Source organism: Microbulbifer okhotskensis, assembly GCF_023895975.1.
In the GTDB taxonomy this organism is placed as follows: Bacteria; Pseudomonadota; Gammaproteobacteria; order Pseudomonadales; family Cellvibrionaceae; genus Microbulbifer; species Microbulbifer okhotskensis.
In genome coordinates this window covers 1-12,998 of the sequence record NZ_JALBWM010000051.1, presented here as the reverse complement: position 1 = coordinate 12,998, position 12,998 = coordinate 1, and the positions used below count along the sequence as shown (strand labels likewise).

10 protein-coding genes are annotated in these 12,998 nt (G+C 47.5%); 5 read left to right on the top strand and 5 right to left on the bottom strand.

The window, feature by feature from the left end:
- Positions 1 to 102: 102 nt before the first annotated feature.
- The 4 genes from MO867_RS12460 to MO867_RS12445 all read right to left on the bottom strand — a co-directional run bounded on the left by MO867_RS12460 (position 103) and on the right by MO867_RS12445 (position 5,036).
- On the bottom strand, positions 103 to 2,460 hold the full coding sequence (locus MO867_RS12460) for a TonB-dependent receptor domain-containing protein (protein WP_252467866.1): 2,358 nt from the start codon (positions 2,458 to 2,460) through the stop codon (positions 103 to 105).
- Between the two features lie 316 nt (positions 2,461 to 2,776).
- Positions 2,777 to 3,115, bottom strand: a complete 339-nt coding sequence (locus MO867_RS12455) for a hypothetical protein (RefSeq protein ID WP_252467864.1) — start codon at positions 3,113 to 3,115, stop codon at positions 2,777 to 2,779.
- A 9-nt stretch (positions 3,116 to 3,124) separates the two neighbouring features.
- Positions 3,125 to 3,625, bottom strand: coding sequence for a hypothetical protein (locus MO867_RS12450; RefSeq protein WP_252467862.1), 501 nt, complete (start codon positions 3,623 to 3,625; stop codon positions 3,125 to 3,127).
- A 316-nt stretch (positions 3,626 to 3,941) separates the two neighbouring features.
- On the bottom strand, positions 3,942 to 5,036 hold the full coding sequence (locus tag MO867_RS12445) for an alpha/beta hydrolase family protein (protein ID WP_252467860.1): 1,095 nt from the start codon (positions 5,034 to 5,036) through the stop codon (positions 3,942 to 3,944).
- Between the two features lie 1,318 nt (positions 5,037 to 6,354).
- Here MO867_RS12445 and MO867_RS12440 point away from each other — a divergent pair.
- The 5 genes from MO867_RS12440 to MO867_RS23570 all read left to right on the top strand — a co-directional run bounded on the left by MO867_RS12440 (position 6,355) and on the right by MO867_RS23570 (position 12,074).
- Positions 6,355 to 7,428 carry a linear amide C-N hydrolase gene (locus MO867_RS12440; RefSeq protein WP_252467858.1) on the top strand — a complete coding sequence of 358 codons (1,074 nt, stop codon included), beginning with the start codon at positions 6,355 to 6,357 and terminating at the stop codon, positions 7,426 to 7,428.
- A 47-nt stretch (positions 7,429 to 7,475) separates the two neighbouring features.
- Positions 7,476 to 8,348: a GNAT family N-acetyltransferase gene (locus MO867_RS12435; RefSeq protein ID WP_252467856.1), complete on the top strand. Its 873-nt coding sequence runs from the start codon at positions 7,476 to 7,478 to the stop codon at positions 8,346 to 8,348.
- 209 nt (positions 8,349 to 8,557) lie between these two features.
- Entirely contained in the window at positions 8,558 to 9,247 is a 690-nt protein-coding gene (locus MO867_RS12430) for a polysaccharide deacetylase family protein (protein ID WP_252467963.1), read from the top strand.
- Between the two features lie 492 nt (positions 9,248 to 9,739).
- Positions 9,740 to 11,719, top strand: coding sequence for an alkyl/aryl-sulfatase (locus tag MO867_RS12425; protein WP_252467840.1), 1,980 nt, complete (start codon positions 9,740 to 9,742; stop codon positions 11,717 to 11,719).
- 226 nt (positions 11,720 to 11,945) lie between these two features.
- Positions 11,946 to 12,074, top strand: a complete 129-nt coding sequence (locus MO867_RS23570; protein ID WP_256473984.1) for a hypothetical protein — start codon at positions 11,946 to 11,948, stop codon at positions 12,072 to 12,074.
- 327 nt (positions 12,075 to 12,401) lie between these two features.
- On the opposite strand, the gene MO867_RS12420 is transcribed toward MO867_RS23570, so the two are convergent.
- Positions 12,402 to 12,998 (bottom strand): M23 family metallopeptidase (locus tag MO867_RS12420; RefSeq protein WP_252467838.1); only part of this gene is annotated, 597 nt, incomplete at its 5' end.

The following is a 12,998-nucleotide window of genomic DNA, read 5'->3' as shown; positions in this document are numbered from 1 at the left end:
TTTTAAATCCCCTGCTCCCAGAATATCGAGTTCGTTTATTTTGCGTTAGGGTCATAAACAGCCTGTGGTTTTCTAGCTGTTTATGACACTTATAAGGACTATTTAGAAATCAACAGTCGCAGAAAATGATACCGTGCGCGGAGCCCCAATCCAGGCACCGCCAGAGACTATGGTGCCCAGATAATCTTCATCGAGTAGGTTGTTCACTACCAGATTAATATTTATTCCCCGCAGTGCTGGATTCATATCTGCCAGATTGACACCCAGATATGCGTCGGTAACGACAAAAGAGTCAGCCTTCCAGCTATTTTCCAGGTCGATATAACGGTCGCCGGTAAATTTACTGGAGATGCCACCATAGAACATTTCTGAATGCCAATCCAGACCGATAACAAACAGCTGATTGGCGATACCAACCACATCGTTTCCAGCGGTTATGCCTTGAGCTTCATCGACTGCTGCATCTCCCGAGCCAATATAAGTGGAGTCCAGTAGTGTGTAGGATGTGTAGAGGTTAAGCGATTCAGAAAGACTGTAATCAAGCAGCAATTCCAGACCGTCAGATTCGATACCCCCTGCATTAAAGTAAGTGCCGTTGGTGCCAATCAGATAGTTGTTACCGACCGCAGTATTGTTATTCAGGAAAATGATTCGATTCTCAAAATCATTCTGGAAGTAAGTGGCTGTTGCTGTAAAGCTGTCAGCAGTGTAACGCAAGCCCAGTTCAAGGGTTTCTGATGTTTCTGGGTTGATACTGTCGAGATCAGAGTCTGGTCGTTCGAGGACACTGTCGCCGATAGCCTTAAAGTTTTCTGCGTAGCCGGCAAATAATTCTGACCCTTCCACCGGTGTCTCCCACACAAGTCCTGCCGAGATGAGGATGTCTGAATCGGAGTCGATGCTTGCACTGGCAGAATCTTGGAACCGATCTTCACGCTGTACGTCAACAAAGAACTGTTTGGCCCCCAGAGTCAGGGTGACAGAGTCAATGTTGAGTGAGTCCTGTAGGTACCATTTTGTGGCGTCCTGAGGATAACTGCGGTCGTACTGAACCCAATAGGGGCTAGAGTTGTAATTGGAACTCTGGGTTGCATCGGTAATTTTGTGCCAGTCCCGGTGTTCATCGCGGGTGGAGTCTTCATACCAGAAGCCACCGCGAACTTCATTTTCATATCCAGCAATATGGGTATTGTAGGTGAAATCCAGTGTCAGCCCTGTGCGCTCTTTTTCATAGTGGGTATGTCGGTAAGACATGGCTGGAATAGTATCTTCCGCATAGCACTCGGGATTGTATGCGGGTCCGGATTGTCCATAAATATTGATGACTGATGCCGAACATTCCTGGTCATAGGTCAGCGCGTTACCGTCTGCATCCACGAAATAAATAATACCTGCTTGGTTACCGCCATAGGCTGTGGAACCTCCGAGGAATTCAGATTCTCCGTCAGTTTCGTCATTGGTGATATTGACAAGGTAAGGGGGTACCCAATCTCCCCGGCCCTCATTGCTGTGATAATACAGGCCGGCTTGAAGATTGAAGGATTCAGTGAGGTCAAAATCAAATTGAGTGTAAGCCAGTAAATTCTCACGTAGGGTGGACCAACCACGGCGATACAATTGATCTATGTAGGGAATCCCTGCCCAGTCGCCATTGAGGAAATCATTTTCCGGATATTCTTCGAATTGGGCGTCTGAGTAGACGCGTTGATAGTTGTCCTCTTGAATATCGTCATAGGAGATATAGGTCTTAATAGTACCCGATTCCAAGCTTGTCACCAGCTTGGCCGCAATATGCTCGCGTTCATTCTCTGCTGTTTGGGTAATCCAGTCAGTTGCGCCCTGATTGGAGTAGGAAATCCAAGCCTTGCTTTTGCCTGCAAAGACACCGGTATCGTAGCGGTAGTGCAGGCACTGTGCGTCGAACTCTCCTGCGGAGAGCTCTATGCGGCTGCGCTGAATATCAAGGGGTTCATCAGTGCGGTAGTCAATGGTGCCTCCCAATGCTTCATGAGAACGGGAGGCGATATCAGATGTTCCCTGGGAGACCTCGACAGATGCGACATTGCTTGGATCAATAAAACGGTTTGCTTTAGAGCCGCCGCCATAATTGGAGCCGCCGTTGGGAATGCCATCGATGGTGGTGCCGATTTGCTGTTCATCCAGGCTGTTGGTAAAACCGCGAATACTGATATTCGTTGACCAATCGTCAAAGCCGTAGGTGTCTCCTTCGTTGACGGACACCCCAGGTAAATTGTCGATTAAAGCATTGACGCTGGTAATGGTGGATTGCTGTTTACGCATGGCCTCAGAGACTTCACTACTGTTAAAGGTGCTGCTTGAGCCCAGCACGACCACTTCCTCTAGCTGTGTAGCGCCAGGCTCTTCAGCGGCCAATGAGTAAGTGGCCACCACGGTAGCCATTGAGATGGCAGCTGCCAAGCCGGTCTTTTTCGTATTCATCGGGACATCCAAGTTAGTAGTGATTTAGCCGAATTTTATGTATTTAATCGACGGCTTATGTGAATTGCGCGCGTACATTGACGCGTCTTGATGAAATATTCTTTACCGGCGGGTTAAAATTTCTTGACCAGTTGGTGAATGATCGAGTTTTTGTACTAACGTGGGATTATGTGCAGAAATTTTTTCTTTCTAGGCAGGCTGTAATTGACAAAATATGCGAATAGTTAATTTTTTTGGTAACAGATTTAATGGGTTGATGGCAGTCGATGGAATAAAGGCTGGGGCACCCCAGCCTTGAAAGAGCGCGCTGTGGCAGCTAGGTCTCAAGTTTCAGGGATATGCCGGTGCAAGTTTCAATGGTTCCCCAGATTACACCAACAACCGCATTCCAGATTTTTTCAATAGTGACTGTCATCAGTCCTCTCAATGTATTTGCAAAGTTGCGGGCCATATCTTCCAGGGAATCAAGAAAATAATCTCTCAGCTCGCCGGAAATTTCCCCTGATAAAATAGCTTGTGAAATCAGTTTTGCCTGCAGTGCTAACGCCGAAAGCTGGCGATCTGAAAACCCTCTGATTCCTGCAATATCGTGGCTAATTACCGAAGAGGCAGCATCTTTGATGTTGGCGATGAGTTGATCTGTATCGATAGACATTTTACTTCCTTAGCGATTCAAAAAAGATTCGTAGGTGAGTGCTTGATCCATGGAGATGACTACCTCATTTTTGAACAGGGACACGGCAAGAGCATTTAGCCCTTGGTCTTCGTCTTCCGTGCGCATCCTGTTGAGACTTTCAGCAATCTTCTGCAGAGAGGCAACACTGGGGGCTTGCTGGTCAAAGGTAATGTCTTGACTGGTGGAATCCAGATACTGGTTGATTTTTTTTAACGCATCGCTCTCTGGAACCGGTCTGGTTCTAGACTGCATTGCCAGCGCTTCAATCTTGCCAATGAGTGCATGGTACTGATTGCTTCTCTCTGGGTAGGAATCTTTGTGGGTCCCCCTTGCGACGCTAGAGAATAACTCCATCAATTCCGTGTTGACATTGGTTAGATCAGAGTACAGCTCAGCATCGTATTTTGGTGCCAGCTGAACACAGCTGGCAGTGAAAGCCGTTAGAGCAATGAACAGTACAATGACTGCTTTCTGGTACATTTTTGACATAAATATTCCCCATACTATTTAGTGTGTTAATACAGAGTGGCTTTTGAGCAGGCTATGAAACCCATTTTCGAAAGCCCGCCAACCCGAACAAAATTGTTGCGCGGGTCGCAAGTCAAGTATGCTTCTGTTTGACTTGTCGTAAAGGGTTTGCGGATGTGTGCCGTAAACCCGGATTGAAAAAGTCCCGCAGACCTTTTTTCAATAAACGGCAGAACCTGGTTGAATGCTACAAAACAATAAAGCTATCGAATTCGGTGCTTTCAGTCTGTGACTCTGGCCATCGATTACGAATCTCATCGGGAACCTCTCTCTTCAATTATGCGGGCTCCAATGATGGCTGTGACAGTTCTGACTCGCTTTTCTGCTCATAGTAGGAAAGCAGTAACTTGACGGCTTCTTGGTTGTCGAAATAGCGTGAGTGTACGCGGGCAGCGAGCTTGTCGGGGAATGTGCCATAGGAGCCGATAATTCTCTCGTGGCAGTGTTGTAATGGCGGCACTGCAGAGCCGCTGGCAAACCAGTCGGCATGTGATTTTATATCAATCCATTCAACAAGATCCTTTCTCAGGGATAAGTGCTCTACTTCCTTTTGCAACCAGGACGCTTGTTTGCCAAGCACCTCGATCAGGGAACCCATGGTGAGAATACGGACTGGCATCCCGATGGGAGGAAGGTCTGCAAATAAGTCCACGGCCACCACGCTGCCAAAACTATGCCCGACAATAGTGACAGAATCGTATTCACCCATTTTCAGGCTGTTTTCCAGCTGTTCTCTGACTCGCCGGATTATCTCAAACCTGACCGCAGGCTTGCCCTTTGCGGCAGGTTCATTGGTGAGATAGCGTTTACAGAAGTCCGATACATCGACGAGAAGGGAGACCGGCATAATGGCGACGATGGCAGTAGCTATGACCCATATTCGCCAGCCCCCGATGTACTCAACCCCCTGCTTTAGTTGTTGAATGATTGAATAGAATGGGCTGCCACTGGCGGGGTCTATCGCCTCAATAAACAGAATAATGGTACCTATGTACCAAACAATGAAAGCCAAAGCCGACAGAGTCAGGCCAAAAGTCAGATACTTTCGCTTTAATACACCTCTCCAAATATGTAGATTGGCGAGCCAAAACCAGATTAGGGAGAAGCCACGCGCAAGGCGGGTCTTTAGGCTTTGTTGGGTGATACTCGGAACCAGATCGTTCCAGTAGGCCTCCACCAGATCCAGTTCCTGCGCGTCACTACCTGAAGTGACCCTGAGCCGTTGGACTCCCGCAGGTATTGTCGGGTCAGAAATACTGGTTAGTGGTATACGCTCACTGGCAGCAATAAGTCCCTCCGTGAACTCTGACAATTGGGCGGCGCTGGTAACCCGTGTCAAGCCGGGTACTAGCATAATTAGGCTTCTTTTCATTGTTCTTCCAGTTGGATCTCCTCTGGGTCAAAGAGATCTTTCGCGAGAAATCAGTTAACGCTTGAAACGCCCATATCGCAGTTACAGTGTGTTTAATAAACACTCATAAATTTAATGTCATTAAACGAACTTTCTGATATTTGGCTGTGCACTAGTGTCGAGCCAGCTGCGGCAGTTCCCGCCGCCGAAATTTTCACCAGCCATTGGCGGTACGCTGATCGCAGGACTTTGGTGACTTGGTACGTATAATTTGAGTAATGTTCGGTTTATAGGTGATACGAAGCGAGATGTAAATATCGCAAGCGTAAAGAATAGGTGTTTGCCAGCGAAGGCACCCTGAATTTTGTGTTTTCGCTCTACAGGAAGCTAGGAAGAGTAAAAAATAACTATTGAGTGGAGCAAGGGTTGGATGTCGTGATCATATCACCACAGCAGAAAAATTATAAACAGCTGGGGCGATGTACTTCCGCGTTGAATGCAGTCGAGTTTACTCAACCAGCGTTTCTTGAAGTTTAACCAGAACAAACGGATTACCGTGAAGAACTTCAAAGTGAGCAAATTCAGCCCCTCATCTGACCTGGGTGGCTTGCCAAAATGCACGCCATTACGGATAGGTCTTTGATATTTCCTTTCAATATTGTTCGTATAGATTACAGCGCAGGGTGTCTGGTGGTTTGATAACCTACGTTTTTCTGCTGACCCCCTGAGGTGGTCTGCAGAAGCCAGACCCTCCATATCTTTTTGTTGTAGCAGGCAAGCATGTACAAATCTGTGTGGCGCCACCTCCGAGTCAATAAAGGCTTCAAAACGTAATTTGTCGTGATAAAAAGCAATAGCTTCCTTGTAATCGTTGGTAAGAATTACCAATCACCCAATGGAATTCATTGATTCTCCAGGAGAAGCTCGCTGTAGGCTGGAGGCAAAATTCAGATAAAAAATCGCTAAGTTGGGGAATCTGTACCAGGTAGACTGGTAATAGTCCTAGCTATTTGCAAAGCCGGCAGTTTACCGTAAATCGGTGGTGTCAAAATCTTATGGAAAAATTCGAAATTTTAAGTCAAACAGTTGAACTAAGTGACAATATTTGCCTGATGGACATTGGTTGTGTCGTGTAAAAGGTGGATTGCCAGCTCTTTGTGGGATCTATGCTGGATGCAGGCAGGACAGCGAAGAGTGATTCTATATTTAAGGGGTAAGCAGTGATTTGCCGGTCTTTGGCCTGATATTCATCAAAATACATAGCCTGTTAATAGTCGCAGAAGCAGACCTATATAGTATTTTTCCGAGGAAGCGTTCAGTTTTGTCAATGGGAGATCGAATGACAATGAGAGTACATAAAACTTTAAAGGTATCTACCTGGGGGCTTGGCGGTTGCCTTGTCGTTTTATTTTTGTTTGAGTCCTTATCCGCTTTCTCATGTACGCGGATTTTCTACGAGACTGGCAACAAATCGTATATTACCGGTCGCAGTATGGATTGGAGTGATACAAAGGCCGCTATGGATTTTTGGGTATTTCCCCGATCTATGGAGAGAAATGGTGGTGTTGGACAGAAGTCTATTACATGGACCTCTAAATACGGGTCGATTGTCATTAGTATCTATGAAGCTGCAACTTCAGATGGATTGAATGAAAAAGGCTTAGTCGGGAATTTGCTGTATTTGTCTGAGGCTGACTATGGCGATGCAATGGCGCGGGGGAAGCCAACGATTTCTGTGGGAGCTTGGCTCCAATACCTGCTGGATAACTACGCCACGGTGGATGAAGCTGTTACTGCGATGAAGGCAGACCCATTTACGGTGGTGGGGGCAACTCTTCCCGATGGCAAAGCTGCGACGACGCATATTGCTATTTCTGATCCCAGTGGCAACTCAGCTATTTTTGAATATATTAACGGAAAGCTCCAGGTCCATCAGGGCAAGCAGTATACCGTAATGACTAACTCTCCGGTATACAGCCAACAATTGGCTATTAATACATATTGGGATTTGATCGGCGGGGAGAATTTTTTGCCCGGTACCATTAGTGCAGCCGACCGATTTGCAAGAGCCAGCTATGCCTTGAAAGTTTCTCCGAAGTACAAGGACCCTCGGGCGGCACTGGCTTCAGTTTTCTCCCAAATTCGTGCTGTAAGTGTACCACTCGGTATGAGTGACCCCGACAAGCCGAATATCGCTTCAACGTTATGGCGCTCGGTGATTGATCAGGCAGATAAACGGTATTATTTTGATTCTGTTATTAATCCAGGGGTGATTTGGCTGGATATGGATAAGGTTTCCATAGAGCCTGGGGCCCAGGTTATGTCGATGAAGCTCAATATGCCGGACAACCAGGGAGGAGAGGCAGTTTCCAAATTGCAACCTTCTAAACCTTTCAAATTTCTTGCTCCATGAATTTTGTGCCAAGGGGAGATCGGTGAGAAATAGAAGGCCTCGAGCCAATGAATGAAGCTTTTATAACGCGGAAAATGAGACGGGATGAACTGGATGTACTGGTTGACTGGGCGGCTCTGGAGGGTTGGAATCCAGGCCTTCACGATGCTGATATTTTTTGGAGGACTGACCCGGACGCTTATATTGCGGCGGACTTACGGGAGCGATTGATTGGAGGGGGGGCGATCACAGCCTACGGAAACTATTTTGGTTTTATGGGATTTTTTATTGTTAAGCCGGAGTTCCGGGGACGTGGTTTTGGAAACCGGTTGTGGCATTTGCGTCGTGAGCGGCTTAAAGCTCGCTTGAAGCCCGGGGCAATTATCGGTATGGAAGGGGTCTTTGCCATGCGAGCCTATTATGCCCGCGGCGGATTTATTTTTTCCCATCGCAATCTTCGTTATCGCACGGATTTAGCTGCACTAGATGGTGCTGGTGGGGTAAATTCAAACAATGTGATCCCCTTAAGCCAAGTGCCGTTTGATCAGTTGATGACGTATGATCGTCTCTGCTTTCCGGCAGACAGGGAGACCTTTCTTAAAGCCTGGATTTTACAGCCTGAGGCTTTGAGTTTGGGATATGTTGAATCTGGAATCCTTCACGGCTTTGGCGTAATCCGCCGCTGTAGGGATGGTTGTAAAGTTGGCCCATTATTCGCAAACAACGATAGGATTGCTGGTGCGCTACTCGGGCGACTCGCATTATTTTCGGATGGTGGCCCTATCTTTCTAGATGTACCTGAAAACAATACTGCTGCTATCTCACTGGCAAAGCGCTACAGTATGGAAGAAATATTTGGCTGCGCAAGAATGTACTTGGGGTCGATGCCAGATATCGCGCAGGATAAGATCTTTGCAGTAACGACTTTTGAGTTAGGCTGATGAGGGAGAGGGATCTGCAGGGTTATACCGGACGACCACCCCATCCGCGCTGGCCTGGACAAGCGCGGATTGCTGTACAGTTCGTATTAAATATTGAAGAAGGCTCTGAATCTTGCCAGCTCAACGGGGATGTCCAGTCTGAAGCTTACTTACATGAATTGCCTGGGCGGATGTCGCGTGTCGGAATGCGGGACTATAGCGTGGAAAGCATGTATGAATATGGTTCCAGGGTGGGAGCCTGGAGAATTTTAGATATTTTTGAATCTTTTAATGTGCCTCTAACTATCTTCGCTACAGGCAAAGCGTTAGAGTTAAACCCGGCATTGGCACAGGCTTTGGTTCAAGGGGGGCATGAGCTTGCCGGCCATGGTTATCGCTGGCTGGATTATAAAGATATCCCCAGGAGTATAGAAAAACAGCATATCCATCTCACCGTAAAATTAATTGAAAAATTAACAGGAAGGCCTCTTGTCGGTTGGTATACAGGCCGAATTAGTGCCCACACGCGGACTTTGGTGAGCGATATAGCAGGATTACTGTACACTTCTGACGCTTATAATGATGATTTGCCTTATTGGTTGTACGATAAAAAAACGTTATTGGTTATTCCCTATACCTTAGTAAATAATGATATACAGTATTTTTTGCCTGGTGGTTGCGCGACATCAGCAGATTTCTTTCAGCTATTAAAAGATGCGTTTGATCAACTTTGGCTAGAGGGTAATAGTGCCCCCAAATTAATGAGCGTTGGTTTGCACGGGCGGATTAGCGGTCACCCTGCTCGCGCGAGGGCTGTTTATCAATTCTTGCAGTACGTTGCCGATTTTGAATCGGTGTGGTTTTGTCGCCGTGAGGAAATTGCCCGGCACTGGATATCTACTTTCCCCGCCTCCGGTTAAGATGAGCGACGGGCCGAGATCAAGTTCTTTGGGTATCTCTCGCTGTTGGTAGCCACAGGGATTGTGAGATGTTTTTAATATTATATATTTACACTTGGCCGCCTCCCACCTTCAGCCAATATTTTAAGGTGATGAAAATAACAAAAATTCGGCAAGGTTCAGTATTCCAGATTGATCCATAGATCATAATTGGGTAAGTATTAGTTAACGGGTAAAGCTGATGCCGGCTTATTTTACACACTTTTAATAAACAATAACCGGTTGTTTTCGTGAATACTGACGGTGGGCCATTTTAAGTGTTTTTCCGGGCTATATGTAGCGTAGCCTTATTGCCTAGCCCCTAACTGATGGAAGCTTTCGCTCTGCAAAGAGGTATCAGGCTTTGCTTGACGCACCAGCACAGGTAGTAGAAGCTAAAGCTGTTCTGGGCTGCGGCAATCTTACCCCAGTACGAAAATGGAGTTTCATGCAAACCAGCCTGGGGGAGTCTCTATGCGCTCGTTGATACTGATGTCTTTGTTGTCCTTCCTTCTAATTGCCTGTGGTAGTGAACCTGAAACCGACAGGGAGGTTCTCAATACCGAGATCAAACCAGCTTCCAATGCGACTACCTCTCACAATCGGGCCCTATCTAAACAGTTGCCCTTCCATGATGAAACGGATTTCCAGTTGGCCAAACGCGGTTTTATAGCCTCCATTCCCGGGGCTCAGGTCAATAATGCTGAGGGACGGCAAGTCTATGGTTTATCCCAGTTGCAATTTTTACAGGGCGGCTTTAGAGACACGGTAAACCCCAGTCTGTGGCGGCAGGCCCAGCTCAACGCTCTGAACAATGGTCTGTTTAAAGTGGTAGATGGTCTCTACCAGGTACGCTCTCTGGATCTGGCAAATATGACTCTGGTTCAGGGGAAAAAGGGTTGGATTATTATCGACCCTCTCACGTCCGCAGAGACTGCGGCCGCGGCCCTCGCCTTGGCCAATAAGGCGCTGGGAGAGCGGCCGGTGAGCGCAGTGATCTTTACGCATAGCCACGCGGATCATTTTGCCGGGGTTGCGGGTGTTTTATCCAAAGAACAGTTATCAAGCGGTTCCGTCGACATAATTGCGCCACAGGGGTTTTCCGAGGAAGCGATCAGTGAGAATGTGCGCTCTGGCAACGTGATGCAACGTCGTGCGTTATATCAGTTCGGAGATCTACTGCCTTCCAGCCCGGAGGGTTTTGTCTCATCTGGATTGGGCAACCGGGTATCCGATGGTGAGCATGGTATCGCCACACCAACGGTTGTGATTTCTGAGGCTGGTGCAGAGATGACAGTTGATGGGGTGGAAATTATTTTTATCAACACTCCGGGGGCTGAAGCACCGACGGAGATGGTATTTTTCTTCCCTCAATTGAAAGCCCTGTGCATGAGCGAGATCGCCAATCACACGCTACACAATATTTATACGCTGCGGGGTGCTAAAACCCGCGATGCCCAGGCTTGGAGCCGTTATATTGAGTACGCCATGGAGAAGTTTGGAGACCAGACCGAGGTGGTGCTCAGCAGCCATCACTGGCCCACCTGGGGTAAAAGTGAAGCAATGGATTACCTGGCCAAGCAGCGGGATTTGTACAAGTACATTCACGACCAAACCCTGCGCCTAGCCAATCACGGTTACGACATGGTCGAGATTGCAGAGCGTCTAGAGTTGCCTGAGAGTCTGTCCCAGGCTTGGGCCAACCGGGGTTATTATGGCACCGTCAATGTTGGGGCCAAGGCGGTTTACAATCGCTACCTGGGTTATTTCGATGGAAATCCAGCAAATCTGCACCCAGTTCCGCAGGAGGAGGCAGCTGAGCGTTACGTTGAATATATGGGGGGAGACGAGGCCATTATGCTACGCGCCCGGCAGGATTTTGCCCGTGGTAATTATCGCTGGGTGGCCATGGTATTGAAGCACCTGGTTTTTGCCGAACCGGAAAACAAACCAGCGCGCTATCTGTTGGCAGATAGTCTGGAGCAACTGGGCTACCAGGCAGAATCGGGTATCTGGCGTAATTTTTATCTTTCGGGTGCCAAGGAGTTACGTCATGGCGTTCAATTTCGCGAGGAGGTCTTACCTGCTGAAGATATCGTGGCGCGGGTTCCCCTACAATTATTGTTCGATGCCATGGCGGTGCGCCTTAATGGTGAGAAAGCGGCGGATGCAGAGATCCGCCTGAATATTGATATGATTGATACCGAGCAGAAGTATCTGGTGGTTGTACAGAACGGAGTATTACATGGTTACCCTGGTCGGCACAGTGATGATCCCTCAGCTGGTCTCGCCTTGAGCAGTACCGACCTGCGTCTGATGTTTGGTGGTTTAGTTGGTGCGCCGACCATGATTAAGGAGGGGCGTCTGAAGGTGAGCGGCAACCCTCTAGCCTTGATTAAATTTGGCAGGCTCTTCGATAAGTTTGATCGGAACTTTAATCTCGTTACGCCATAGCAGGGTAAAGTCATCAGACTTTGCAGTTTCGGCTAGTGAGCCGGCAACAGAAGTGCGGATTAAAGTTGCTGTGACGCCGGTTTCCTTGGAGGTGAAGTCAACACTGTTGTTGCCAGTACGGGGAGCGGTTTTGCGGTTTATATTGGCATTGTTCGGCCAGCTTTCGTTACCTGTGAAATAGGGAGTAGGGCTCTCTACAAGATTGCCGAGTACTGAGGAGCCCTCCGTGGGGCTTCAGCTGATGGCTTCCGCCTGCCAGTCTGTGGCGGCCAGAGATATACCAGAAGTATTACTGGACCGATTGGTGATATTCAATTCCAGTGTGGCAGAGTTGATTGAGCTGCGGCAAGAGTGACGCTGGAGATTAATTTTGATTCTTGAATGCAGGGAGTTGTTGGTGGAGTTAATGCATTCTGTGAATACTCCATAGCAGCTGGTTCAAAGTTACAGGAGGAATATGGCTTAACTCGTGTTCTGTTGTATTTATCTGTAGCCTGCTGATAATTAAGTTCAAGGCAGACGGTATTCAAATCCAGCCAGTGATACAGGTTATGTCGGCTTCGAGGCCCCATTGTGATCTACAGTGCACCTATTGTAAAACTGTTCTATTTTTCTATCTTTTAACCTGATCGTCACCAAAATGGGTATATGTCCGGCAAGTAGTGTTGTTAGATATTGTAAATTAAGTATCAGAGTTTGGGCGGGAAATATACATGCCTGCTTCTGGGGTAAAAGAAACTCCGTCACTATTGTATAGCAGGAAGGGTATGGACTTTCTAGAAAATCGCTTATTTTTAAAGATGGCAAAATGGAGGTGAGGCCCTGTTGAATATCCGGAAGAACCCGACATGGCTAGCCTATCGCCAATCTCGACGTGGTCTCCAGGTTTTACCAATGCGGATCCTATCAGAATATGGTAGTAACCGGCATAGGTGCCATCATCATGTAGAACTTTGATGTAATTGGCTTTATCGAGGAAGTACTTATTTTTGCCTCCCATATGATAATCATCTTTAACCCAAATTACCGTGCCTGCTCTGGCTGCTCCTATGTAAGTCCCAACGGGCATAGCTATATCAATGGCATATTGATTGGGTTGGGCTGTATGAGAGAACTTTCCGTTGAAGGATTGGGTAATTTTAAATGCTTGCTGAGATGCTAAAGGTGCATGATATATGTGTGGTTTTTCCGCGGCGTTAGGGTCGCCGAGAACCCACCAGTAGCGGTATTTCCTAGATTCCCACAATGACCGACACACTTGGCGATAGCAAAGGGGGCC